Source organism: Verrucosispora sp. NA02020, from assembly GCF_013364215.1.
In the GTDB taxonomy this organism is placed as follows: domain Bacteria; phylum Actinomycetota; class Actinomycetes; order Mycobacteriales; family Micromonosporaceae; genus Micromonospora.
The window spans coordinates 6,792,696-6,817,481 of sequence record NZ_CP054923.1; the positions used below are offsets into that span (position 1 = coordinate 6,792,696).

Annotated in this window: 19 protein-coding genes; 9 read left to right on the plus strand and 10 right to left on the minus strand. The window is 72.8% G+C overall.

The window, feature by feature from the left end:
* Positions 1-76: 76 nt before the first annotated feature.
* The 5 genes from HUT12_RS30395 to HUT12_RS30415 all read left to right on the plus strand — a co-directional run bounded on the left by HUT12_RS30395 (position 77) and on the right by HUT12_RS30415 (position 7,901).
* Positions 77-3,460 (plus strand): ATP-binding protein, encoded by a 3,384-nt coding sequence (locus HUT12_RS30395; protein ID WP_176095420.1) that lies wholly within the window; start codon positions 77-79, stop codon positions 3,458-3,460.
* A gap of 1 nt (position 3,461) precedes the next feature.
* Positions 3,462-5,417, plus strand: a complete 1,956-nt coding sequence (locus HUT12_RS30400) for an MFS transporter (RefSeq protein WP_176095421.1) — start codon at positions 3,462-3,464, stop codon at positions 5,415-5,417.
* Positions 5,414-5,965, plus strand: coding sequence for a hypothetical protein (locus HUT12_RS30405; protein ID WP_176095422.1), 552 nt, complete (start codon positions 5,414-5,416; stop codon positions 5,963-5,965). The genes HUT12_RS30400 and HUT12_RS30405 overlap by 4 nt, the downstream gene beginning before the upstream one ends.
* 156 nt (positions 5,966-6,121) lie before the next feature.
* Complete coding sequence (locus HUT12_RS30410) at positions 6,122-7,291, plus strand: M23 family metallopeptidase (RefSeq protein WP_131053131.1); 1,170 nt, start codon at positions 6,122-6,124, stop codon at positions 7,289-7,291.
* A 13-nt stretch (positions 7,292-7,304) separates the two neighbouring features.
* Entirely contained in the window at positions 7,305-7,901 is a 597-nt protein-coding gene (locus tag HUT12_RS30415) for a hypothetical protein (RefSeq protein WP_176095423.1), read from the plus strand.
* 4 nt (positions 7,902-7,905) lie between these two features.
* Here the strand turns inward: HUT12_RS30415 and HUT12_RS30420 are convergent, their stop codons facing one another.
* Positions 7,906-8,475: a hypothetical protein gene (locus HUT12_RS30420; protein WP_176095424.1), complete on the minus strand. Its 570-nt coding sequence runs from the start codon at positions 8,473-8,475 to the stop codon at positions 7,906-7,908.
* Between the two features lie 188 nt (positions 8,476-8,663).
* Here HUT12_RS30420 and HUT12_RS30425 point away from each other — a divergent pair, with 188 nt between their 5' ends.
* Entirely contained in the window at positions 8,664-11,228 is a 2,565-nt protein-coding gene (locus HUT12_RS30425; RefSeq protein WP_176095425.1) for an FtsK/SpoIIIE domain-containing protein, read from the plus strand.
* Between the two features lie 35 nt (positions 11,229-11,263).
* The gene (locus tag HUT12_RS30430; RefSeq protein ID WP_254877091.1) at positions 11,264-11,947 is read left to right on the plus strand and encodes a hypothetical protein; all 684 of its coding nucleotides are present in this window, start codon (positions 11,264-11,266) and stop codon (positions 11,945-11,947) included.
* 51 nt (positions 11,948-11,998) lie between these two features.
* Here the strand turns inward: HUT12_RS30430 and folE are convergent, their stop codons facing one another.
* The 4 genes from folE to HUT12_RS30450 all read right to left on the minus strand — a co-directional run bounded on the left by folE (position 11,999) and on the right by HUT12_RS30450 (position 15,881).
* The gene (gene folE, locus HUT12_RS30435; protein WP_131053128.1) at positions 11,999-12,616 is read right to left on the minus strand and encodes a GTP cyclohydrolase I FolE; all 618 of its coding nucleotides are present in this window, start codon (positions 12,614-12,616) and stop codon (positions 11,999-12,001) included.
* A gap of 92 nt (positions 12,617-12,708) precedes the next feature.
* Positions 12,709-14,727, minus strand: coding sequence for an ATP-dependent zinc metalloprotease FtsH (gene ftsH / locus HUT12_RS30440; protein ID WP_131053127.1), 2,019 nt, complete (start codon positions 14,725-14,727; stop codon positions 12,709-12,711).
* A gap of 341 nt (positions 14,728-15,068) precedes the next feature.
* Positions 15,069-15,644, minus strand: a complete 576-nt coding sequence (gene hpt, locus HUT12_RS30445; protein ID WP_013736289.1) for a hypoxanthine phosphoribosyltransferase — start codon at positions 15,642-15,644, stop codon at positions 15,069-15,071.
* 99 nt (positions 15,645-15,743) lie between these two features.
* Positions 15,744-15,881: a hypothetical protein gene (locus HUT12_RS30450; RefSeq protein ID WP_176095427.1), complete on the minus strand. Its 138-nt coding sequence runs from the start codon at positions 15,879-15,881 to the stop codon at positions 15,744-15,746.
* 148 nt (positions 15,882-16,029) lie between these two features.
* On the opposite strand from HUT12_RS30450, the gene HUT12_RS30455 reads away from it, so the two are divergent.
* Positions 16,030-16,989, plus strand: a complete 960-nt coding sequence (locus tag HUT12_RS30455; protein WP_176095428.1) for a GlxA family transcriptional regulator — start codon at positions 16,030-16,032, stop codon at positions 16,987-16,989.
* Here HUT12_RS30455 and HUT12_RS30460 read toward each other — a convergent pair.
* From HUT12_RS30460 to dacB, 4 genes are all read right to left on the minus strand, one after another.
* Positions 16,986-18,620, minus strand: coding sequence for a gamma-glutamyltransferase family protein (locus tag HUT12_RS30460; RefSeq protein WP_176095429.1), 1,635 nt, complete (start codon positions 18,618-18,620; stop codon positions 16,986-16,988). The two genes, HUT12_RS30455 and HUT12_RS30460, sit on opposite strands and share 4 nt — an antisense overlap.
* Positions 18,617-19,642, minus strand: coding sequence for a tRNA lysidine(34) synthetase TilS (gene tilS / locus HUT12_RS30465; protein WP_176095430.1), 1,026 nt, complete (start codon positions 19,640-19,642; stop codon positions 18,617-18,619). The genes HUT12_RS30460 and tilS overlap by 4 nt, the downstream gene beginning before the upstream one ends.
* 2 nt (positions 19,643-19,644) lie before the next feature.
* Entirely contained in the window at positions 19,645-20,712 is a 1,068-nt protein-coding gene (locus HUT12_RS30470) for a zinc-dependent metalloprotease (RefSeq protein ID WP_131056231.1), read from the minus strand.
* A gap of 66 nt (positions 20,713-20,778) precedes the next feature.
* Positions 20,779-22,185, minus strand: coding sequence for a D-alanyl-D-alanine carboxypeptidase/D-alanyl-D-alanine-endopeptidase (dacB, locus tag HUT12_RS30475; protein WP_254877092.1), 1,407 nt, complete (start codon positions 22,183-22,185; stop codon positions 20,779-20,781).
* Between the two features lie 604 nt (positions 22,186-22,789).
* Between dacB and HUT12_RS30480 the strand changes: the two genes are divergently transcribed.
* Positions 22,790-23,296, plus strand: coding sequence for an inorganic diphosphatase (locus HUT12_RS30480; RefSeq protein WP_131055375.1), 507 nt, complete (start codon positions 22,790-22,792; stop codon positions 23,294-23,296).
* Between the two features lie 30 nt (positions 23,297-23,326).
* On the opposite strand, the gene eccD is transcribed toward HUT12_RS30480, so the two are convergent.
* Positions 23,327-24,724, minus strand: coding sequence for a type VII secretion integral membrane protein EccD (eccD, locus tag HUT12_RS30485; protein WP_176095431.1), 1,398 nt, complete (start codon positions 24,722-24,724; stop codon positions 23,327-23,329).
* Positions 24,725-24,786 lie beyond the last annotated feature (62 nt).

Consider the following 24,786-nt stretch of genomic DNA (forward strand, 5'->3'; position numbering starts at 1 on the left):
TGCCGGGCCGTCCCGGTGCCGCCGAGACGACACACGGCCTCCCGACGGCCACCACGGACGCGGGCAGGGCGGTCGCATGAGCCCCTCCCCCACGCCGGGTTCCCCGGCCGGGCGCCCGGCCGCACCACACGGTAACCGTGCGCGATCATTCGACTACCCGCACGCCGGTGAGCTCGACGAGGCCGACCTCGATCCGGCGCTCGCCACCACCCCCGGCCACGGTGGCGTCGGCGTCTTCCAGGCTCCCCGCCCACCGCAGCGCCTGTCGGTGGCGGCGGAACCCGCGCCGCCACCCCCGGCACCCCGCGACGGGGCCGACATCGACTCGCCCTTCCTGGACCTGTTCGGCGGCACCTACGCCCGGCCGGGTTCCGCCCAGCGCGGCAACGCCCTTTCCGGGCGGAGCGTGCCGCAACAGGCACTGCCCCCGCCACCCCCACCGGTCGTACCGCCGACGCCGGTGACCCAGCGGCCGGCCACACCGCACCTGCCCGCGCAGGCCACCGGCCCGGCCCCCGCCGTAGCCCGACCGGCCGTCGAGCCCCCCGTGGTCACCGCACCCGCCGTGCCGCCGCCTCCACCTCCGGCACGGCCGCCGGCACCGGCCCCCGACCGGCTCCCGAACGCCCGCCCGCCCGTCGACGACCAGCCGACCCGGGCCGAGCGGTCCGCGCGACCCGGCGTCGACGAGCGCCCGCCCCGCGACGATCGTCCGCAGCGCGATCCCCGGCCGGACCGCGACGACCGTCGGCCGGCCGACGAGGCCCCCCCGGCCGAGCCCGCCCCGCCGTCGCGCCGGACGCCGGCACCCGCCGCCCGGACGACCGCCGCACCCCGGCAACGCTCCGTGGAGCGGCGGGACCGTCCGGTGAAACCGGCCCGCGTCCGCGCGCCGAAGATCAAGTTCGGCGACCGGGACCCGGCGGTCGAACTGGCCATCACCGAGATCGCCGGTCACCTGACCTTCACCCCCAACACGGTCACCGCCTGGTACTGGCTACCCGAGGTGCGCTGGGCGTTCCGGCCGGACGCGGAGCGGGAAGCGCTGCTCTCGGCCATCTCCGAGCAGTACGCCGGCCTGGCCGGATTCCGGCTGCACCTGCGGCGCACCAGCCGGCCCTTCCCGGCCGACGAATGGGCCCGCACCATCGACGGAAACACCGCCTCCCCGTTGCCGGACGTCCCCGGCACCCCCGGCTGGGCCGATCACCTGGTCGCGGCGCAGCGGCACCTGCTCTCGGTCAACCACGCCGAGGGGCAGACCTACCTCGGCGTCACCTTCGCGCGTCGCTCGCTCGGCGACTCGCTCACCGAACGGGTGCTGCGCACCTTCGGTCGAGGCGTGGCCGAAGGCGAACGCCGCAAGCTCGGACGCACCGTCGAACAGTTCGACGAGGTCCTGGGGGCGTTCGGCATGCGTGGCCGCCGGGTCACCTCACAGGAGATGGAATGGCTGCTGTACCGCTCGGTGGCGCTCTGCATGGCGCCGCCCGGTGCGCTCTCGCCCATCACCGACGGGCGCTGGGAACGCGGTGACCTGCTGGCCCTCACCGAGCAGGTCGAGCGCTACCGCACGCCGTACGGTTCGACGGTAAAGCTGGTCAACCGGATGACCGGCGAGGAACGGCACGTGGCGGTGCTCGCCGTCGGCCGGATGGAGCCGCTGGAGATCCCCGAGCGGCACGAGCCCTGGCTGCACTTCCACGAGCGGCTGCCGTGGCCCATGGAGCTCTCCACCCGGGTCGACATCCTCGGTTCTGGCGACTCCTTCCGGAACCTGGAGCACCGGCTCCGGATGATCCGGTCGCAGCAGCTCGACTACGCCGAGCACGGCATCGACGCCCCGCCCGAGCTGGAACGCCTGGCCAAGCGCGCCCTGGTGATCGGTGACGAGATGACCACCGGGCTGCCGGTCGACTCCGCCCGGGCGCACGGCTGGCACCGACTCGCCGTCGGTGGGCGTACCCGGGAGGAGTGCCTGGAGCGGGCCCGGCGGCTGATCCAGCTCTACTCGCGCGAGTTGCGCGTCTCCCTCCAGCACCCGAAGAACCAGGACTGGCTGGCCCGCGAGTTCATCCCCGGCGAGCCGATCGCCAACACCGGCTACGTCCGACGGATGCCGGTCCACCTCCTGGCGGCGGCGCTGCCCCAGGCCGCGTCGACGGTCGGCGACCGCCGGGGCGACCTGATCGGGCGTACCGCGGGCACCTGCCGCCGGCCGGTCTTCCTCGACCTGCACTTCCCGATGGAGGTCCGCGAACGCTCCGGGCTCGCGGTCTTCGTGGCCGAGCCGGGCGGTGGCAAGTCGACCCTGCTCGGTGCCCTGGGCTACCTCGCCGCACGACGCGGTGTGCAGGTCACGCTGCTCGACCCGTCCGGCCCGCTGGCCCGGCTCTGCGCGATGCCGGAGCTGCGCCCGTACTCTCGGGTGCTCAACCTGACCGGCTCCGAGCACGGCACCCTCGCGCCCTACTCGCTGATCCCGACGCCGCTGCGCAGCGAGTTCAGCAGCGGTGCGTCCGGCGACCGCGAGTTCGAGATCGCGGTCTCCAACGCCCGGGCCGAGCGTCGGATGCTGGTGCAGGACATCTGCATGATGCTGGTGCCGCCGCAGGTGGCCCGCGAGGCGTCCACCGCCACCCTGTTCCGGCACGCCGTACGCCAGGTGCCCGCCGAGGAGACCTCGACGCTGGACGACGTGGTCACCTGCCTCGGGCAGCTCGACGACGACGCCGGCCGGGAACTGGCCAACCTGCTGCTGGACACCGCCGAGATGCCGCTGGCCATGCTCTTCTTCGGCCGGCCGCCGGAGGGGCTGCTCGGGGCGGACGCGGCACTCACCGTGATCACCATGGCCGGCCTGCGGCTGCCCGATCTCAAGATCGAACGCGAGTACTGGTCGGCCGAGGAGGCGTTGGCGCTGCCGATGCTGCACACCGCGCACCGACTGGCGGTACGCCGCTGCTACGGCGGCTCGATGTCGTCCCGCAAGCTCGTGGGCCTGGACGAGGCACACTTCATGGAAGGGTGGCGCTCCGGCCGATCCTTCCTGGTCCGGCTCGCCCGCGACTCCCGCAAGTGGAACCTCGCCGCGCTGGTCGCCTCTCAGAATCCAAAGGACATCCTCGGCCTCGACGTGCAGAACCTCGTCTCCACCGTCTTCGTCGGCCGGATCGCCGAGGACGCCGAGATCGCCTCCGAGGCGCTCCGGCTGCTGCGCGTCCCGGTGGACGACGGGTACGAGGCGACCCTCGCCTCACTCTCCACCGCCGACGCGACCTCCGCCCACCGGCTCGGCTTCCGTGAGTTCGTCATGCGCGACGTGGACGGCCGGGTGCAGAAGGTCCGCGTCGACGTCTCCTACGTGGACGGACTGCTGAGTCACCTCGACACCACCCCCGCCGCCATCGCCGCCGCCGCAGGGGTGTTACCTACCGTCCTGCCTGACATGGAGGCGTGACATGGCGAGGGCCCGGGCAAGGATCACGGCGTTCCTCCTGGCACTCGGCGTCCTCGCCGTGGCCACGATCAGTTGGCCCGGGCTCACCGCCACACCCGCGTACGCCGCCCCGGTCGCGTACCAGGCACCCACCGACCTCTGCACGGTGCAGGAGTGGCAGGTCGACTTCCGGGCCTGCGTCGCCAAGCTCCAGCAGGTCGCGGAGTCGGAGGCCACCTGCCTGAACCCCCCGACCCCGACCGCACCGGACTCCGGCATGGCCGGCTGGTTCGCCTCCCGCCCCGATGCCTCCAAGCTCCCCGGCCCCAAGGGGTATTACACCGACTACGGCTACGCCGGTTACAGCTACAGCACCTACAAGGTCGAGTCCGGCTGCGCCACCACACTGCTTCACCCGGACTACAAGTTCACCAACACCGTCGCCAACGGCGAGTTCATGATGGCAACGGCGATCATCGGCGCCTCGAACGCCCTGCGCGAGCGCGCCTGGGAACCAGGGACGATGTGGGGCTGGGCCGACCCCCTGGTGGACCAGGCGACCAAGGCGATCTACCAGAAGGTGTTCAGCGTCTTCGGCATCGTCACGCTCTGTGTCGTGGGGCTCTACCTGCTCTGGCGGTCCCGCCAGTCCGACATGAGCACCGCCATGACCACGGCGGGGTGGGCACTGGTGGTAATGATCGCGGTGACCGCGTTGGCCGCCTGGCCGGTCAAGTCCGCCAACCTCGCCGACGGTGCCCTCGTCTCCACACTCGGTGTCGTACACGACGCCGTCGGCCCGGCGTCCAAGGACGTGCCGGCCGACCGGTGTGTAATGCCCAACCCGGATGCCTGCACGGACAAGCGTCCACCCGCGGTACGGGCGAGTGACACCGCCGCCGAGGCGATGCTCTACCGCAACTGGTTACGTGGCGTGCTGGGTTCGGCCGACAGCGAGACCGCGCGCAAGTACGGTGCCGCTCTCTACGACGCCAAGTCGCTGACCTGGGGCGAGGCTGAGAAGATCCGCACGAGTCCTGAGACCCGCGATGCCACCATCGCTGCCAAGAAGCAGCAGTGGATGACCGTCGCGGCGCAGATCGAGCGGGAGGACCCGGAGGCGTTCGAGTACCTACAGGGCGTCCGGGACATGGACCGGGTCGGTGCGGGTTTCATCGCCGTACTGGCCGCCCTGCTCTTCGCGATGTTCGACCTGACCGCGTCGCTGCTCGTCCTGCTCGGCTTCCTGATCTTCCGGTGGGCGGTCATCGCCGCGCCGATCCTGGGCACGATCGGTCTGCTCCGACCGGCCAGCGCCGGGCTACGACGGCTCGGCAACGCGGTGGTGGCGGCCCTCTTCAACATCGCGATCTTCGGCACCGGTGCCGCCATCTATCTCTTCGCCGTCGACCTCATCATGAGCACCGCCACGCTGCCGGGCTGGCTGCAGGTGGTCCTGGTCTGGCTGTGCGGAGTGGTCGGCTGGCTGCTGCTGCGCCCCTACCGGCGGATCACCCAACTGGGCGGCAAGGACAGCAGTGCGGCGGTCAGTTCCGCCGGCTCCTGGCACCGACGGTTCTTCCGGGACATGCGTACCGCCGCCCGGCTCGATGTGGCGGAGCCCGGTGGGACCACGGAACCCGGCATGGGACGGCGCCGAGGCCTGGTGCCGGAACAGCCGAAGGTACGTCCGGAGGCCCGGCCGGATCCGGTTCCCACCGGAGGTTCGGCGGCACCCCAGCGTCCGGATGCTCCGCAACGCCCGGACGGTCGTGAGCCGAAGGGCACGCCTCCCCCGGCAGACGAACCGCGCCCCGAGGGCCGGCCCTCCGCGCCGCGACCGCGCCGTCGTCAGCCCGCCTCCTGGACGGCGCCGGACGTACCCGAGGAGAACCCGTCCTTCGCCATCTACCGTCCGGGCTCAACCGAGCGCGCGCCCGAGAAGGTGACGCCGCGGGTTCGCTCCGAGGCCCGGTGAGTGTCGTGCGACGTGCCATCGAGTTCGTCTTCACCCGGTTGTTGCGGTCCCGGCTCGGCGTCGCGCTCGGCATCGCCGTCCTAGTGCTCGGCGTGGTCGGGGCGGCCCGGGTGATCTCCGGTCCGGACGACTCCACCGGGTTGAGCAATCGCCCTCCGGCACCGATCACCACGGTGCACCCGACCACCGGCGACGACGGTGCGATCTCGACGACCACGACGCCGTCGCCGGTCACCCGCCCCGGCGAGCCCCCACCGGAGCGGATCGCGGAACGCTTCACGACTGCCTGGCTGGGGCAACCGGGCCAATCTGCGGAGCAGTGGCGTCAGGAGTTGCGCCCGTTCGCCACTCCGGCTCTTCTCGACAAGCTCGCCGGCGCGGATCCCGCCGGCGTGCCCACGGGAAAGCCGACCGAGGTGACCGTGCGCGCTCGAGGGGAGACCTTCGTGGAGGCGCTGGTCACACTCGACACGGGGCGACTCCGACTCGAGTTGGTAGCGCCGGACGGACGATGGTTGGTGGACGCCGTGGACTGGGAGCGGTCATGAGCGAGCGGCAGCGAGCGAATCATCATCGCAGTGCGGTAGTGCCTCATGACGGCACGAAGCGAAGCGGAGTGCAGTCATGAGCGAGCGGCAGCAAGCGAATCATCATCGCAGTGCGGTGGTGCCTCATGACGGCACGAAGCGAAGCGGAGTGCGGTCATGAGCAGCGAGAGCAGTCCTCGTCGGCAGCCGGTGCGGGTGGGCGCACTCGCTGCGGCGCTCACCGCCGCGCTCGCCTTACTGTGCTGCACTGGTGGGGCCGGTGCCTTCTTCCTCACCGAGTTGGGTGGCGAGTCCGCCGAGCAGATCGACCCCGTCAGCATGGAGTGCACCGGGGACTTCACGGTCGACGTCACGGGCAAGATGCCCCGGTTCTCCGATTACGGGGAACGGCAGATGCGCAACGCCGCAGCAATCATCAAGGTCGGCCAGGACATGAAGGTGCCGGCGCGGGGCTGGGTGGTCGCCGTGGCGACCGCGATGCAGGAGTCGCGGCTGCTCAACCTGGCCAACCGCACCGTCGCCGAGTCGAACGACATCCCCAACGAGGGCGTCGGCGCCGACCATGACTCGGTCGGCCTGTTCCAGCAGCGCGCCTCGTGGGGGTCGGTCCGGCAGCGGATGAATCCGGCGTACGCGTCCCGCAAGTTCTACGAGAAGCTCGTGGACGTACCCGACTGGGAGAAGCTGCCGCTGACCGTGGCCGCCCAGCGGGTCCAGATCAGCGCCTTTCCCGACGCGTACGCGAAGCACGAGGAACTCGCCTCACGCATCGTCGACGCGCTCGCCGGTGGTGCCGCCCGGACGGCGCTGATCGCCGGCCAACAGGTGTGCGACGCGGCCGCGTCGGGTGACATCGCCGCCTCCGGCTGGACCGCGCCCATCCCCGGCGGCGTGGGCTCCGGCTTCCAGACGGCCAGCCGCCCCGGGCACAACGGGGTCGACATCGCCGCGCCGAAGGGCACCCTGATCAGAGTCGCGGCCACCGGCCGGGTCATCGTCTCCCGCTGCGACCCGGACTCGCGCGGGCGACTCAGCTGCAACGTGGACGGTTGGCCGAACAAGGGCGGCTGCGGCTGGTTCGTGGACGTGCTGCACGCCCAGGATGTCATCACCCGATACTGTCACCTGGTCAGTCGTCCCCGCGTCCAGGTGGGTGACACCGTGCAGGCCGGTGAGGTGATCGGCGAGGTGGGCAGCAGCGGCAACTCCTCCGGGCCGCACCTGCACTTCGAGGTGCACGTCGACGGAGACCGCAGCAGCCGGGGCGCCATCGACCCGGTGCCCTTCATGCGCGCCAAGGGCGCACCGCTCAAGGGCGCGGGGTGAGACACCCGCCGTCATGACAGGACCCCTTCCCGACCCCTTCGCCGACCAGCCGGACTGGGCGCCACGACCACCCCGCCCGATCGAGATCGTGCCCGCCACCAGCCGCGTCGACCTGCGCGGCCAGCGGGTCCTGGTCGGGCTCCCCGGCCTCGGGTGGCGCACCGACCTGCGGGCCGACGAGCGGGTGGTGCAGAACAGCCGCACCTTCGTGCCGGTCATTCCCGAACACGAGTGGTACCGCGCCGAGTCCGAACAGGTGGAGGTCTTCGCACCACTGGTGCCGGTCGAGCGGGTCTGGGTCGAGACGGTGAGCTCACCACGGACCACCCCCGTCGAGGAGAGCGGGCTGCGGCTCGTCTCACTGGACGCACCCGCCCACCGGGCACCCACCCCGGTCTTCGAGGCGGATGCGGTCACCGGCCGGCGCGTCGTGCACATGGTCGACGGCGTCGAGCACCGCGACCTGCGCGCGGTCACCGAGACCTACTCCGGTGCCGAGGGCGACATCTGCGTACGGGTCACACCCGAGTTGGAGTGGTATCGCTGGGCCTGGCGCGGTCAGTCACCGACCACACTGGAGGTTCCCGTACACCTGCTGTGGGTCGAGTAAGGTCTCAGCCTTCCGTCACACCAGAGCAAACACGCCAATCATCGCGTAGTTGTGTCGTGAATTTCCACGACTGGCGATCAGTTTGCCGAAGGCCATCAACCTGTGCGGAGAAGGTGACATCAACACGAACCTCGGCGTTGTTGCCGTCCCTATTGACCTGAAGCCCTTCCCAGCTGACCAACAACGTGATCCCGAACCGCTCCTCACGAGCACTCAGGTCGCTTCTAAGGTCGCGAACCTGCTCCAGATTCGTAGCACCTTGGCAAGTGAAGAGATCAGCACGAATATCGTTCTCATCGACCAGAAACGCACGAAGATAGTTATCTACTACCGCCGCAGGTGTACTGCGGTCGGGGGCGGTGGCGCGGTCGTACAGGACGAAGCCGGTGATCCCGCCCGCCAGGCAGAGCGCCGCCACCGCTCCGGTGATCACCATCAAGACCTTCCGCAGCCGCCGCCGAGGCTGGGGTGGCGCCGGCGCGGTCGAGGGCGGCGCCAGATCCTCCTGCGGCGGGGTCCGTTGCGCCGGTACGCGGGAGACCTGGGAACCGGCGGGGGGCGGCACTGATTCCACCCCCTGAGGCTATCGGCTGGACGCTGTGGACCCAATGCCCCAGATTCAGCAGATCGTGACGGACCACTGGCGACCGGTGAGATCCACGACAACACCGGCGCTGTGGCGCCACGCATCCCCGAGAAGGAGCCGCGACTGGGATACCGTCGTCTCTGCCCGGGACGTGGTGCCGACCTCGGGCGGAGGAGGTGGACGCGGTGGGCGGTCCGAAGGCACGGACGCTCCGCGCCGCCGCGCTGCACCGCCGAGCCGCCGCGACGGTCACGGCGGCGGCTGCCGTCCTCGACGAGACCCGTCCCGCTCCCGCTGATCAGCGTCGGCAGTACGCGCTCGCCGAGCGACTACGGGGCGCCGCGCAGGTTCTCGCGCCCGGCTGGGCCGGTACCGCGCTGGACGCGGTCGCGCCGACCTGTCCCGCCGGGGAGGGGCCACCGCCCTTCGTCCGGGTGGGTACCGCCGCGCCGCTGGACGACGCCCGTTTCCCCGCGCTGGTCCCGCTCGTCGGCACCGGGCATCTGGCCGTCGACGTCGACGCGCACGATCCCCGGGTGGCCGGGCTGCTGCGGGCCGTACTCCTGCGGTTGGTGGCGGCGACACCGGCGGGGGCGCTGCTGGTCCGGGCGGTGGACGCGACGGGTGGGGTACTCGGGCCGTTCGGGGCGCTCGGCGACGCCGGGGTGCTCTCGCCCCCGGCCACGGACACCGACGGCCTGCGGACGGTGTTGACCGAGGCGGAGCGGTGGGTGGCGCCGGGGGCCTCGGGTACCCGCCGGCACGACCGCTCAATGGTGCTGGTGGTCGCCACTCTCCCGGACGAGATCGAGGCGACCGACCTGACGCGGATCGAGGCGCTTGCCGAGCAGGGACCTGCCGCCGGGCTGCACCTGGTGGTGGCCGGGTGGCCGGCGGCCGGGCGGGATCCGCTGCCCCGGGCCACGGCACTCTCGGTCCGCACCGCGTACGCGCTGCTGGGCGATCCTCCCGGGGCGCCTTTCGCCAGCGCGGGCACGGGCTCGCCGGGTGGCTTGAACTCGCCGGTGTTCGTCGAGCCGGATCCACCGGCCGAGCTGGTCGACTCCGTCTGCCGTCGAATCGCCGCCCAGATCGAGGCCGGCACCCGACTCTCCCTGTCGGGCCTGCTGCCGCCGGACACCGACGAGTGGTGGCAGGCGGACGCCACCGACGGGCTGAGCACCACGGTCGGGGACGCGGGTGGGCGTCCGGTGCTCCTCGGCTTCACCGAGTTGACGCCACACTGGCTGGTCAGCGGCCGGTCCCGGGTCTGCCGGGCCACGTTCCTGACCACGGCGTTGCTGGGTCTCGCCGCCCGGTACGGCCCGGAGGAGCTGGAGCTGTACCTGGTCGACCTCGGTGCCGGCGAGTCCTTCGCGGAGTTCCTGCAGACCGAGCGGGACCGGTCCTGGATTCCCCAGGTTCGCGCTGCGGCGATGGCCGCCGACCGCGAGTACGTGCTGGACCTGCTGGAGCAGTTGGCGGCGGAGGTGCAGCGGCGGTCCGAGGCGGCGGCCCGCGCGGGCGGTCAACGCTTCGCCGAGCTGCGGCGACACCGCCGGCTGCCCCGGGTGGTCTGCGTGGTGGAGAACCTGCCGCTGCTCTTCGCCGAGCGGGACCGGTTGGCCGCCGACGTGGTGGCCCGGTTGGACTCGTTGACCAGGGCGGGCCGGGCGTACGGGGTGCATCTGGTGTTGTCCGGTGAGGGTGACCTGGGGTTGGGCGTACGCGACGGTGGACAGCGGGATTCGCTGCTCGGTCAGTTCCCGGTGCGGGTGGCGCTGCCGGGGGGTGGGCCGGTGCTGGAGCCGACCAACGACTCGGCGGCCGGGCTGCCGGTGGGCAGTGCCGTGGTGAACACCGCCGGGGGTCTCGGTGGCCCGCGTGGCGCGATCCGGGGTCACGAGCGGATGGTCCGGTTCCCCGATCCGCAGGACGAACCGGCCGTCGTGGAAGGCCTACGGCACCGTCTCTGGCAGGCGCGTCCGGAGGGGAGCGTCCCGCCGGTGGTCTTCGCCGGGTACGCGTACCCCTCGTTGCGCAACGATCCACGACACCGGTCCGCCGAGTCCGGGCAGGCGCTGGCGCCGGCGGCGCTGCTCGGGCGGGCGGTGGACGTGGCACGGAGCACGGTGGCCGTGTCGCTCGGTCCGGTCGCCGGGCGCAACCTCGCCGTTCTCGGGCCGCGACCGGAGGCGACCCGGCTGCTGGCCACGGCCGCTCGGAGCACGGCGGCGCACCACCCGCCGGGGACGGCACGCTTCGTGATCGCCGTACCGGACTCCGAGTCGCGGTCGTCGGCGGAGGATCTGGCGCGGGAGTTGGCGCAGCGGCATCCGGTGGAGACGGTGGACCTGGCCGGGCTGCTCGCGGTCGTCGACGCCGGGCAGCCCGCCTACCTGGTGGTGTTCGGGCTGGACGTGGCGCCGCCGGAGCAGTTACCCCCGGAGCGGCTGCGGATGCTGCTGCGGGACGGCCCGCCGGCGGGGCAGCATCTGCTCGGCTGGTGGCGCACGGTGCCGTCGTTCGCGGCGCTGCTGGGCCCGGAGGAGACGGTCGACAAGCTGAGCGCGGTGGCGGTGGCGGGTGTGCCGGGGGCGCAGCTCACGCCGGTGTTCGGTCGGCCGGTGGAGTGGCGGCCCCGGCCCGGGCGGGTGGTCCTCTGGGACGGCCCGGTCGAGCGCGGACTGGTGCTGGTGCCGTACGACGTGCCGGATGACGTGGACGGGGAGGCGGCGTGACGGGAAGCGGATCGTCGGTCACGGCCGCCGGGCCGGTGCGGCAGCGGACCGGTGGCACGTCGCCGTCCGGTTCCTCGGACCCGGTGGCTGTGGCGTGGGCCGACTATCTGGCCGCGACCCGTCAGCTCGACGGGGTACGCCGGGACGCGGCGACCGCCGCGAGCGAGCAGGCGCGGACGGTCCAGGCGGCCCGCGAGGAGTTGGCGGCGGTGCGTACCCGGTTGGCGCCGCAGGAGGCCCAACTGCGGGAGGCGGGCGTACCGCCGATGTCGCTGGTGCCCGCGCCGCCGGAGCTGACCGAGGCGACCCGCACGATGACCGGTGGGTCGGGCGCGGTGCTGGCCGCGTTGCGGGAGGCGAACCGCTGGGCGCACGGTGCGGACGACGTGCTCGCGGCCCGGGGCCTGCCGGGCGCGGCCCACTGGCCGGCCCGACCGCGCAACCTGCTGGTGTACGGGCCGTTGGCATTGTTGGTGCCGCTGCTCCAGATCGTGGCGTACCTGGTCGCCGGGAGCGACGCGGTGACGGTGTTGACGCTGGTGGTCGGCCTGCCGGCACCGGCGGTGGCGTTCGGGGTGGGGTGGCTGGCGGTGGGGCGGCTCTTCCCGTCCCGGCCGGGCGAACGGGTGGACCGGACGTTCCGGTTCGGTGCGTTGACCTGCCTGGTCCCGGCGGTGCTGACCACCGCCGGGATCGTCCTGGCGATGCTGGCCGCCTGAGCGGCCCGGGCCGGGCGCGGTCCCCGTGGTGGGGCGTCCCGGTCGAGCCGCTCAGCGCGGGATGATCAGCGCCATCGCCTCGGCGCGGGACTTGGCGTCCCGTTGCAGGGTGCCACGCACCGCCGAGGTGATCGTCTTGGCGCCCGACTTCTGGATGCCGCGCATGGCCATGCACATGTGTTCGCACTCCAGCACGACCACCACGCCCCGTGGCGCCAGCCGCTCCATCAGCAGGTCGGCGATCTGGGAGGTGAGTCGCTCCTGCACCTGCGGGCGTCGTGCGAAGACCTCGACCAGCCGGGCCAGTTTGGACAGGCCGGTGATCCGACCGTCGGGCCCGGGGATGTAGCCGATGTGCGCGCTGCCCCGGAACGGCAGCAGGTGGTGCTCACAGAGGCTCATCACGTCGATGTCCCGGACCAGCACGAGTTCCTCGTGGTTGGCCTCGAAGGTGGTGGTGAGCACCGTGGCCGGGTCCACCCGCAGGCCGGCGAAGAGTTCGGCGTACGCCCGGGCGACCCGCGCCGGGGTCTGCTGGAGGCCGTCGCGGTCCGGGTCCTCGCCGACCGCGATCAGGATCTCGCGGACCGCCTTCTCGATCCGGCCGAGGTCCATGGTGTCCTCGACCGGGCGGCCGGTGAGCCGGCCGTTGACCAGCCGGGCGGCGATGTAGTCGAGGTCGTCGAGATCGTCGATGTCGGGCTCGGTTGCGGAGGCGGCCGATCCCCGTTGCTGGGGACCGGCCGCCGTGTCGTCGGTGCTCAGTGCGGGCCGTCCGAGTTGTTCGAGCTGACGCCACCGACCGTGGTGGCCTGGGCGCCGTCGGCCTCGGCCTGCACCTTGAGCGCGTCCTTCTCGGCCGGGGTGAGCACGGGCGGCTCGGTGGAGGGCTGCCGTTTGCCGAAGCCGTTGTACGGCGCCATCGGCGGACGCTTCACCACCCGGGAACAGATCCGGGCCATGTCGGCGGTGGAGAGGGTTTCCTTCTCCATCAGCTCGAGCACGATGTTGTCCAGGACGTCCCGGTACTCGACCAGGATCTCCCAGGCCTCGTCGTGGGCCAGTTCGATCAGCGCCCGCATCTCGCCGTCGATCTCGGCGGCGACGGAGTCGGAGTAGTCCCGCTCGTGGCCCATGTTGCGACCGAGGAACGGCTCGTCCCCGCTGGTGCCGTACTTGATCGCACCGAGCTTAGAGCTCATGCCATACTGCGTGATCATCGCCCGGGCCAGTGCGGTGGCCTTCTCGATGTCGTTGCCGGCACCGGTGGTGGGCTCGTGGAAGACGAGTTCCTCGGCGGCCCGGCCGCCCAGCGCGTACGCCAGGGTGTCGATCATCTCGGCACGGGTCTGGGTGTACTTGTCCTCGGTGGGCAGCACCAGCGTGTGCCCCAGCGAGCGACCGCGCGACAGGATCGTCACCTTGTGCACCGGCGCGGCGTGCGGCAGGGCCCAGGCGACCAGTGCGTGACCACCCTCGTGGTACGCGGTGATCTTCTTCTCCTGGTCGCCCATCACCCGGGTCCGGCGCTGCGGGCCGGCGATCACCCGGTCGATCGACTCCTCCAGCGACTCGTTGCTAATCGCCCGCTGGTCCTTGCGGGCGGTCAGCAGGGCCGCCTCGTTGATCACGTTGGCCAGGTCGGCGCCGCTGAAGCCCGGCGTCCTCTTGGCCACCGAGTCGAGGTCGACGTCGGGCGTGAAGGGCTTGCCCTTGGCGTGCACCCGCAGGATGGCCTTGCGGCCCTCCATGTCGGGGGCGTCGACCGGGATCTGCCGGTCGAACCGGCCCGGACGCAGCAGCGCGGGGTCGAGGATGTCCGGCCGGTTGGTGGCGGCGATCAGGATGACGCCGCCCTTGACGTCGAAGCCGTCCATCTCGACGAGGAGCTGGTTCAGGGTCTGCTCACGCTCGTCGTGCCCGCCGCCCATGCCGGCGCCACGGTGGCGACCGACGGCGTCGATCTCGTCGACGAAGACGATCGCGGGGGCGTTGGCCTTGGCCTGCTCGAACAGGTCGCGGACCCGGCTGGCGCCGACGCCGACGAACATCTCCACGAAGTCGGAGCCGGAGATCGAGTAGAACGGCACCCCCGCCTCACCGGCGACCGCCCGGGCGAGCAGCGTCTTACCGGTTCCGGGCGGCCCGAAGAGGAGTACGCCCTTCGGGATCTTGGCGCCGAGCGCCTGGTATTTCGCCGGGTTCTGCAGGAAGTCCTTGATTTCGTGCAGTTCCTCGACGGCCTCCTCGGAGCCCGCGACGTCCGCGAAGGTCGTCTTCGGGGTGTCCTTGGTGATCATCTTCGCCTTGGACTTGCCGAAGTTGAGCACCCGGGAGCCGCCGCCCTGCATCTGCGACATGAAGAACAGCAGCAGCAACACGAGCAGCACGATGGGGAGCAGGTTGACCAGCAGGCTGACCCAGATGCTGTCGGACGACACCTCGGTGTCGGCCGGCCCGGTGACCCGGTTGTTGGCCTTGGCGTCGAGGACCTGGTTCCAGACCTCGTTGCCGACCTCGTACGGGAACTGGGCCTCGATCAGCTTGGTCTTCGTCTCGCCGAACTCGGCCTCTTCGGCCAGGTCCAGCTGGATCGTCTGTTCCTTGTCCTGGAAGACGACCTTCTCGATACCGCCCTTGTTGAGCTGGTCGAGCGCGACTGAGGTGTCCACGCGGTGGTAGCTGGGTCCACCGGTGAACAGCTGACTGAGCACGACGGCGCCGAGGATGACCAGGATGACCCAGAACACCGGTCGGCGGAAGAAACGCGTACGTTCCATGCTGTATGTCGAGCGCCGAGACGCCCGCATCCTCCTGATCGACGTCCTGACCGACTGTGGGTGTCGCCGCTTGGGCGGCTGCCGGAGCCGCCGTGCGGGCCGGCCTCGACCCCGGGGCGCGAATTGTCGCACCACGGTCATTCGACGGTACACCGTACGCGACCGATCTGAGCTGGCGAGCCCAGCACTTACGCGTACGGCGAACCGGATGTCGACCGGCGTGACGGAGAGCGGATTCCACCGTCACCGGAGTCCACGGTAGCCCGACCAGCTGAAAGTCGGCTGAACGTCGACCGGACCGGCGGCATCGGACCTCGGTGCCGTATCGGCCGGAACCGAGGTCAGGAGCGGGCGTACACCTCCGGCTTGAGCACGCCGACGTACGGCAGCTCGCGGTATCGCTCACCGAAGTCCAGGCCGTACCCGACGACGAACTCGGTCGGGATGTCGAAGCCGACGTACTTCACCGGCACCGTCACCTTGACCGCGTCCGGCTTGCGGAACAGCGCGACCACCTCGACGCTCGCCGCCGACCGGGACTCCAGGTAGCGCAGCAGCCAGGACAGGGTCAGGCCGGAGTCGACGATGTCCTCCACGACGACGACGTGCCGGCCGGCGATGTCCCGGTCGAGGTCCTTGAGGATCCGGACCACCCCGGAGGAGGTGGTGCCCTGGCCGTAGGAGGAGATGGCCATGAAGTCCAGCTCGGCGGGGGGGCCCTGGCGGCCCAGCGCCCGGGCGAAGTCGGCCATGAACATGACCGCGCCCTTGAGTACGCAGACGAGCAGCAGCCCGTCGGTGACGTGGGCGTAGTCCGCGGAGACCTGCTTGGCCAGTTCCGCGGTCTTCTCGCGGATCTGCGCCTCCGAAATGATCACGTGGTCGATGTCGGCGTCGTACCAGGAGCCGTCAGCCATGGTCCTAGCCTGCCGTACGCCCCGGGTTCGCCGTCGGCGGGGCCGCCTCTTTCGGGGCGACCCCGGCCCGGATCTTTCCGACGAAGGGCACGAACCGCATCAGTACGGGTGGGACCGCCAGCGGTGGCCACCGTCGGACGGCTTCCAGTCGGCCGAGTCGCGGCTGTCCGCGGTCAGCCCGACGGCCGAGAGCAGAGCGAGGAGCAGGAAGAACACGAGGAAGAAGAGAAGTCCCATGGCGGCGCTCGCTTTCATCTGGTTTCTGGTGATCTCGCCGCCGGTGCACCGGGCTGACACCAGTCTGCGGGTCCCGCCGATCGCCGGACAGTGGCAGGAAAGCCACTCACCCTCGATTTTCTGCCACCCCCCGGGTTACCCTCGTCACATGCTCCGCTCGGTCGCGGTACTCACCCTGGACGGCGTCGCCCCGTTCGAAGTCGGCGTGCTCGCCGAGGTCTTCGGCACCGACCGCACCGCCGACGGCCTGCCCGGCTACCGGTTCGACCTGTGCAGCCCGCAGGGCGCACCGGTGCGTACCACCGCGGGTTTCGGCCTGGTGCCCACCGCCGACCTCGACGCGATCGACCGGGCCGACCTGGTGGCCGTGCCGGCGCACCACGGCACCGGAGCGCCCGCCGAGGTGCGCGAGGCGCTGCGGCGGGCCGCCGACCGGGGGGCACACCTGTTCAGCGTCTGCACCGGGGCGTACCTGCTGGGTGAGGCCGGGCTGCTCGACGGCCGGGAGTGCACCACGCACTGGCGGCACGTCGACGAGTTGCAGCGCCGCAATCCGAGTGCGCGGGTCCGCTGCAACTCGCTCTACGTGCAGGACGGCCGGCTGCTCACCAGCGCCGGCACCGCCGCCGGCATCGACGCCTGCCTGCACCTGGTACGCCAGGAGCACGGCTCGGCCGTCGCCACCCGGCTGGCCCGACGGATGGTGGTGCCGCCGCACCGCGACGGCGGCCAGGCGCAGTACATCGAGGCGCCGATCCCGAAGGCACCGGAGGCACCCACCCTGGAACCGGTGCTGGAGTGGCTGATGGAACGGCTCGACCAGCAGTTCACCGTCGACGAGTTGGCCGCCCGCGCGGGCATGGCGCCCCGGACCTTCGCCCGCCGGTTCCGCGCGGAGACCGGCACGACCCCGCACGACTGGCTGACCGGCCAGCGGGTGCTGCTGGCCCGTCGACTGCTGGAGGACACCGGGCTGTCGGTGGAGGCAGTCGCCGAGCAGGCCGGCTTCGGGGACGCCGCCGCCCTGCGGCACCACTTCACCCGCCGGGTCGGCGCCACCCCGCACACCTACCGCACCACGTTCCGCGACCGCGCCCCGGCGGGCTAGAAACCGCCGGCGGCGCCGTCGACCCGGGACTCCGAGCCGGCGACGTAGCCGCCGTCGGGGCGACGCCAGATCGCCTGGCCGTACCCGAAGACGCCCGGATCGTCCGCGACGGTGACCCGGTGACCCCGGGCGCGCAGGTCGGCGACGAGTTCCGGCCCTCCCGGCCCGGCCGCCAGGTGCTCCTCCACCAGCAGGGACCGGCCGGCGTGCCAGTACCAACGTGGGGCGTCCAGCGCCGCCTGCGGGTCGAGACCGGCGTCCACGGTCGACGAGATCAGCTGCACGTGTCCCTGGGGCTGCATGTGCCCACCCATCACCCCGAACGGCCCGACCGGCGCACCGTCGCGGGTCAGAAATCCGGGGATGATGGTGTGGTACGGCCGCTTCGCCGGGCCCACCACGTTCGGGTGGTCGGGGTCGAGGCGGAAGCCGAGACCTCGGTTCTGCAGGGCGAAGCCGTGTCCGGGCAGCACCACGTGCGAGCCGAAGGCCAGGTAGGTGGACTGGATCAGGCTCACCATCATGCCGTCGGCGTCGGCCGCGCAGAGGTACACCGTTCCGCCGCGCTCCGGGACCCCGGCGGCCGGATCGGCGGCGTGTCCGCTGATCGAGGACCGGCGGGCCGCCAGGTGCTCGGGAGTGAGCAGCGCCTGGACCGGCAGCCGCATCCGGTCCGCGTCGGTGACGTGGGCGTGCGCGTCGGCGAAGCCGAGCTTGACCGCCTCGATCTGCCGGTGCCGCCACGCCGGGTCGGCCGGGTCGAGCCCGTCGAGGACGCCCAGGGCGATCAGGGCGGCCACGCCCTGCCCGTTCGGCGGCAGCTCCCACACCTCGTGGTCCCGGTAGCCGACCGACACCGGGTCGACCCAGGTGGAGGCGTGCGCCGCCAGGTCGTCGCCGGTGAGCAGCCCGCCGGTCCGGGCCGCGTGGTCGGCCAGGGCCGCCGCGATCCGCCCCCGGTAGAACTCCTCGGCCCCGCTGCGGGCGATCAGCCGCAGGGTCCGGGCGGCGCCCGGGTTGCGCCACCGTTCGCCGGGGCGGGGTGCCCGCCCGTCCGGGGCGAAGACCCGGGCGAACTCGGCGTACTCCGGGCCGGTGGAACCGGCGTGTCCGGCCACCGCCCGGGCCCAGGCCGTGGCGGTGCCGGTGGAGACCGGGTGACCGTGCTCGGCGTACCCGACGGCGTCGGTGAACAGGTCGGCGAAGGGCAGCGAGCCGAACCGGTCGTGCAGGTCACGCCAGCCGGCCGGTACGCCCGGCACGGTCACCGGCAGCCAGCCACGGGCCGGCATCGCCGGTCCCCTGGCCTGTGCCCCGCCCAGCGCGTCGGTGGGCTCGGCACCCCGGCCGTCGGTGGCGGCCAGCACCACGTCCCGGGTCAGCGCGGCCGGTGACCGACCGGAGGCGTTCAGCCCGTGCAGCCGCTGACCGTCCCAGACGATGGCGAACAGGTCACCGCCGATGTCGTTCGACGGCGGCTGCACCACGGTCAGGGTGATCGCGGTGGCCAGGGCGGCGTCGACCGCGTTGCCGCCTCGGCGCAGCACCGCCAACCCGGCCGTGGTGGCCAGCGGATGGCTGGTGGCCACCGCGCCGTGCGGGGCGTACAGCGGGCTGCGGGGGTACGTCACGTGTCGACCTCGCCGTCGTCCGTCGGGAGCGCGGCGGTCGGGTCTGCGGGCAGCAGGCGGTCACGATGCCGACGGACCCGCAATCCGCCGGGCAGGTACGCCGCGCCCTGCCCCCGCCAGGCGGTGATCAACGTGTCCAGCGCGGCGACATGCCGGTGCGACAGGGCGGCCGGCGACGCGCCCAGCTCGTGCGCCCAGGCGCGGAGTACCCGGCCCCGCAGCGCGGGAGCGAGGTCGGCCAGCGCCTTGACGGTCAGCCCGCCGTCCGGGTGCCGGGCGGCGGTCAGCGCCTCGACGGCCAACCCGTCCAGCACCGCGTTGTCCGCCGCGACCAGCCGCGCGGTCCGGGCGAGGTTGTCCACCACCGCCGGGCCGAGCACCCCGACCAGCGCGGGCAGCACGTCGGCCCGTACCCGGGACCGGGCGTAGGCGGGGTCGGTGTTGTGCGGGTCCTCCCACGGGGTCAGGCCCAGCGCCGCGCACGCCGCCCGGGTCTGTTCCCGACCGGTCTCCAGCAGCGGCCGGAGCAGCGGCACCCCGGACATTTCCCGGTACGCCGGCATCCCGGCCAGCCCACGCGGCCCGGCACCCCGGGCCAGCGCGAGCAGGACCGTCTCCGCCTGGTCGTCCCGGGTGTGTCCGGTGAGCACCGCCGCCGCCCGGTACCGACCGGCGACCTCGACCAGCGCCTGGTAGCGCGCCTGGCGGGCGGCGGCCTCGGGGCCACCGAGCCGGCCGGCGACCTCCACCCGGACCACATCCACCGGCGCCAGCCCGTTCTGCCGTGCCCAGTCCGCGACCGACTCGGCCCGCTCGGCGGATCCGGGCTGCAACCCGTGGTCGACGGTGACCAGTCCGGCGGCTCGATCCGTCCGGGGCGCCACGAACGCGGCGGCGGCGGCCAGGGCGAGCGAGTCGGCTCCGCCGGAGCAGGCCACCAGCACCGGTCCAGGCCCGAGGTCGGCCAGCGCACGACGGACCGCGACCCGGATCGCGGCGACCGCCGGGGCGAGTGGGGCCATGCTCAGTCGGCGGGGGGCTTCGGCCCGACCGGACCGTGCACCCGGGCCACCCAGGCGTCCGGTTCGCTCAGCTCGGAGAGGCGGGGCAGGGTCAGCGGCGACTCGAAGATCCGGTTGAAGCCGGCCATCCCGACCCGGTCCACCACCGCGTGGACGAACTTGCGGCCCTCCGCGTACTGCCGCAGTTTGACGTCGAGGCCGATCAGGCGGCGGACCGCCTTCTCCACCGGGTTGCCGGCCTCCCGGCGCCGGTCGAACCCGGCCCGGATCCGCTCGACACTCGGGATGACCTGCGGCCCGACGCCGTCCATCACGAACTCGGCGTGCCCTTCCAGCAGCGTCATCAGCGCGGTCAGCCGGTCCAGCACGGCGCGCTGCCCCGGGGTCTGCACGATGTCCAGCACGCTGGACCGGCTCTCCGGGTTACGGACCACGTCGGCGAGCGTGCCCACGCCCCGGCGCAGCCGCTCGGCGAGGTGCTCACCCCCCTGCGAGGCGTCCACGAAGGCCTGCACCTCACCCAGGAAGTACCCGCGCATCCACGGCACCGCGGTGAACTGCGTCCGGTGGGTCACCTCGTGCAGGCACACCCAGAGCCGGAAGTCACGCGGCTCGGCGCCCAGCTTCCGCTCCACCTCGACGATGTTCGGCGCGACGAGCAGGAGCTGACCCGGATCGGCGGAGAAGACCTCGTACTGGCCGAGCACCCGACCGGACAGGTACGCCAGCACGGTTCCCGCCTGGACCCCGGTGACCCGCGACCCGATCGCCTCGGTGAACGCGCCGGGCTGCTTGTCCTCGGCGAGCCGGCCGACGAGCGGAGTGATCACCTCGCGCAGGCCGGCGATGTTGGTCGCCGCCCAGTCGCGCCGGTCGACCACCCGCACCGGCGGATGGGCCACCTGCGACGTCAACCCGGTGTAGTCGGCCACGTGCCCGGCCGCCTCGTCGGTCAACCGGCGCAGCTCGGCGACCACCTCGGTGGCCTCGGCGTACGACACCCGGGGGCCCGACTTGCCCAGCGCCCCCGCAGTAGCGGCGGCCAGATCCCAGTCCACGAACTGCGCCATGCCACCCACCGTACCCGCGCCGCGACACCCGTCCCCGGATCGCGCCGGGCGCACCGGCCGTCCTGGTCAGCGGCAACCGCAGGTGGCGAGCGCCGAGGCGATCCGGTCCAGCGCCACCCGGGCGGGTTCCATGCCGTCCGGCGACACCTGGTCGGTGAGCACCGCGAAGGTGAGCAACCGTCCCTCGACGGTGGTCACCACACCGGCGATCGCGTGCACCCGGGTCAGCGTGCCCGTCTTGGCGCGGACCACCCCCATACCGGCGTCCGTGCCCGGTGCCGAACCGTAGCGGTCGCGCAGCGTGCCGGACCAGCCGCCGACCGGCAGCCCACCGAAGATGCCGCCGAGTTCGGGCCGGTCCGGACCGGCCGCGAGCGCCAGCAGCTCGGTCAGCAGCGCGGGGCTGATCAGGTTCTTCCGGGACAGGCCGCTGCCGTCGGCGAGCGTCAACCCGTCCACCGGCAGGCCGAGTTCGGGCACCATCTCGGCCATCGCCGTGGCGGCACCGGCGAACGACGCGGGCTGGCCGCGGGCCAGCGCGACCTGACGGGCCAGTGCCTCGGCCACGATGTTGTCGCTCTCGCTGATCATGACGTCGACCAGGCGGATCAGCGGTGGCGAGTGCACCACGCCCAGCTCCGCGCCGGGCTCGGTGCCGCCGGTCGCGTCGACCGGGGCCACCGGGGCGGTGCCCTTGCTCACCGCACCGGCCGGTACGCCGAGCAGCCTGGCGAAGGCCCGTCCGGCGGTGAGGTCGGGTTCGGGTACCCGCTCGGCCCAGCTCCGACCCGCCTTGGGGTCCTTGCGGGCGCCGTCGAGCATCAGCGCGGTGATCGCGCCGCCGTAGCCGCCGGTGGGGATGTCGTCGTCCCAGCCCGGCCCGAAGACCGGCCCGGGATACAGCGAGGAGTCGACCACGACGCGGGTCGGCGGGGTGCCGCCCAGGGCGGTACGCACCTGCTCGGCGAGATTCTCCAGGCTCGCGGCACCGGTGTAGAAACCCTTGGCACCGGCGGTCAGGGTGGGATCCCCGCCACCGACGACGACCACCTCACCGGGCTGGGCGCCGGCCACCACCCGGGTCGGGATCCGGTAGCCGGGGCCCCGGGCGGTCAGCACGGTGACCGCGGTCAGCAACTTCGTCACCGAGGCCGGCACGGTGGCCTCGGCACCGCCCCGGTCGAAGAGCAACTGCCCGGTCAGGGCGTCGGCCACGGCGAGGTGGACCCGGTCACCGAGCGCGGGATCACCGATCAGCGGGTCGAGCACCGCACCCATCCCGTCGGCGCTGGGCACGGGCGCGCCGACGTCGGCGGCAGCCAGCACCGCGACCGGCGCGGGCTCCGGTGAGCCGGCGACCGTCGAGGTGTCGGGATCCTCGCCCAGCCACTGACCGACCGGTCCGGGGCGTACCACGGCCACGCCCACCCCGACCAGCACGAGCGCCAGCACGGCGGCGAGCACCAGCGGCAGTCGGCGGCGGACGGCGGACGGTGGCGCGGGAGGCGGCCCCTGGTCGGCGGGCGCGGCGGTGTTCCCGGGTGGGCCCGGCGGCACCGCGCCGGGGTCCGCCTGCGGACCGGCCGGCGCGTCGGCGGCACCGGACGCCGCTGCGGCCGCGACCGCCCCGGAACCGCCCGGGACGCTCACCCGCCCGGACGCGGTGCCGGACGGCACGGACGCGCTGCCGGACGGCACAGGTGACACCGAGGCAGTGCCCGGCGGTACGGACGCGGTGCCGGTGGCGGGCGGGGTCGGGCCGGGAGCCGGGCTCGTCGGAGCGGGGTCGGCGGATGTCGGTGACGGTGTCCGGAGCAGGTGCGCGTCGGGTACCACCACACGCCCGGTCGCCGGTGTGACCGGCGGTGTCGCGGGACCGCCCTCGGCGGCACCCTCCGGACGGTAGTGTGAATCTTCCCTCCCCACGACCCCCTCCTCCCCCACCGGAAACCGGCCTGGGTGACACTACTTCGGTCCGAAGACTATGCGGCGGCCGGACTCGGTGGGCGGGCAATCGCCCGTCCGGGCTGGTCGCCGGTTCCGTCAGGCCAGCGTGGGCGAACGAGGGAGCGTGCGAATGGATTTCGACGTCACGGTTGAGATCCCCAAGGGTCACCGCAACAAGTACGAGGTGGACCACGTGACCGGCCGGATCCGGCTGGACCGCACGCTCTTCACCTCCACGCAGTACCCGGCCGACTACGGCTTCATCGAGGGCACCCTCGGCGCGGACGGCGACCCCCTGGACGCCCTGGTGCTGGTGCCCGAGCCCACCTTCCCCGGCTGCCTGATCCGGTGCCGCACCATCGGCATGTTCCGGATGACGGACGAGAAGGGCGGCGACGACAAGGTCCTCTGCGTGCCGTACGAGGACCCCCGGCAGGAGCACCTGCGCGACATCCACCACCTCGGCGAGTTCGACCGGCTGGAGATCCAGCACTTCTTCGAGGTCTACAAGGACCTGGAGCCGGGCAAGTCGGTCGAGGGCGCGACCTGGGTGGGGCGTACCGAGGCCGAGGCCGAGATCCTGATCTCCTACCAGCGGGCCAAGGACGCCGAGGAGCGTGGCGAGACCATCCACTGACGCGGCCTCGCGACGGGCCCGCCGGACCGCTCAGCCGAGCAGTCCCCGGGCCCGTTCGTAGAGTCCGAGCACCGCGCAGGCGATCGGCACCACGGAGATCACCAGAGCGGTGTCGGTGAGGTCGGCGAGCCGCCCGACGTACGGCGAGACCGGCCGGTGGGCGTGACCGGTGCCGGCCGCCGCGACCGCAAGGCCGACCAGCACACCGCCGACCGCCAGGATCAGTGGTCCGGTCGCGGGGTCGACGGCGAGCACCGTGCCGAGGGCCGCGTACCCGGCCAGACCCGCGAGCACCGGCGGCACCCGGTGGCGTACCGCCGCGAAGAGCCGGGCGCGCAGCAGGAACACCGTCGAGGTCACCCCGACCAGCAGCCGACCGGTGACGCCGCCGGTGACGGCGAGGACCAGACCGGCCACGCCGCCCAGCACCGCGTGCCCGATCAGCATCCCGGTGAGCATCTCCTCGGTGCGCGCCACCGCCGCGTACACCCGGCCGCGATCGGGCAGGTCACGGGCCTGGTCCAGGTCGTGGTCGGCACCGGTCGGCAGGGTGGTCGGCGGCAGCGGCACCCGGCCCAGCCGGATCGCCAGCAGCGGGACCGCACCGATCGCGAAGGCCAGCACGCAGAGCAGGACGGCCGTCGCGCCGGCCGGGCCGAGCAGCATGTCGCCGAGGGCAGCCGGGACGCCGACCGCACCGACCGCCACCCCGGCCACGAAGACCCGTTGCCGGGTGGCCACGCCGAGCAGCCCGAGCACCGACACCAGCAGCAGCGCCACCGCCCCGGCCAGCGCCTCCTCCGCGCCGACCCAGCGCAGCGGACCGAGCGGCCCGACCGGGTCGCCCGAGCTGACCGCGAGGGCACCGGCCACGGCGGCGTACGGCAGCGCGTACCCGCCGAGGACGGCACCGGACGCGCCGTCGCCCCGGGCCCGCGAGAACACCGTGCCGGCGAGCACCAGCAGGACCGCGAGCAGGGTCGCCACCGGCCACACGGCCCGGTCGACGGGGCCGGTGGCGAGCAGGGCGACCAGGCCGACGCCGAGCGGCACTCCGGCACCGGCCAGCGCGGCGACCCGGGTGGCCTCGGGTGACCAGGCGGCACCCCGCCGTCGTGCGCCGTCGGCGATGGCCTCCACCACGTCGTCGTACTCGGGTTCGGGCCACTCGGCACGGCCCGGCACCAGGTGCAGCACCTCACCGTCACGGACGCCCTGGGCGAGCAACGCCTGCCCGGTGGCGAGCATGCTGCCGTCGGCCCGCCGCAGCAGCCAGCCGCCGTGCCGTTCACCGTCGTCGGCGAGCCCGACACCGGCGTGCCGGAGCACCTCGGGCAGCAGCTCGACGAGCGGGACCTGCTCGGGCAGGGCCACGTCGACCCGGCGCAGCGGCGAGCTGACGGTGACCCGGGCCAGCCCGATCGTCATCGACTGATCTCCCTATCGAGCGGGGTGCGGGCCTGCGCGGACGGAAGGACTTTACCTACCAT

Excerpts from the sequence above, each read along its gene's own strand:
- hpt (WP_013736289.1), bottom strand. The coding sequence starts at position 15,644 with ATGGCTGACGGCTCCTGGTACGACGCCGACATCGACCACGTGATCATT.
- HUT12_RS30470 (WP_131056231.1), bottom strand. The coding sequence starts at position 20,712 with ATGGCGCAGTTCGTGGACTGGGATCTGGCCGCCGCTACTGCGGGGGCG.
- HUT12_RS30400 (WP_176095421.1), top strand. The coding sequence starts at position 3,462 with ATGGCGAGGGCCCGGGCAAGGATCACGGCGTTCCTCCTGGCACTCGGC.
- HUT12_RS30480 (WP_131055375.1), top strand. The coding sequence starts at position 22,790 with ATGGATTTCGACGTCACGGTTGAGATCCCCAAGGGTCACCGCAACAAG.
- HUT12_RS30395 (WP_176095420.1), top strand. The coding sequence starts at position 77 with ATGAGCCCCTCCCCCACGCCGGGTTCCCCGGCCGGGCGCCCGGCCGCA.
- HUT12_RS30455 (WP_176095428.1), top strand. The coding sequence starts at position 16,030 with ATGCTCCGCTCGGTCGCGGTACTCACCCTGGACGGCGTCGCCCCGTTC.
- HUT12_RS30450 (WP_176095427.1), bottom strand. The coding sequence starts at position 15,881 with ATGGGACTTCTCTTCTTCCTCGTGTTCTTCCTGCTCCTCGCTCTGCTC.
- ftsH (WP_131053127.1), bottom strand. The coding sequence starts at position 14,727 with ATGGAACGTACGCGTTTCTTCCGCCGACCGGTGTTCTGGGTCATCCTG.
- HUT12_RS30410 (WP_131053131.1), top strand. The coding sequence starts at position 6,122 with ATGAGCAGCGAGAGCAGTCCTCGTCGGCAGCCGGTGCGGGTGGGCGCA.
- eccD (WP_176095431.1), bottom strand. The coding sequence starts at position 24,724 with ATGACGATCGGGCTGGCCCGGGTCACCGTCAGCTCGCCGCTGCGCCGG.
- HUT12_RS30415 (WP_176095423.1), top strand. The coding sequence starts at position 7,305 with ATGACAGGACCCCTTCCCGACCCCTTCGCCGACCAGCCGGACTGGGCG.
- tilS (WP_176095430.1), bottom strand. The coding sequence starts at position 19,642 with ATGGCCCCACTCGCCCCGGCGGTCGCCGCGATCCGGGTCGCGGTCCGT.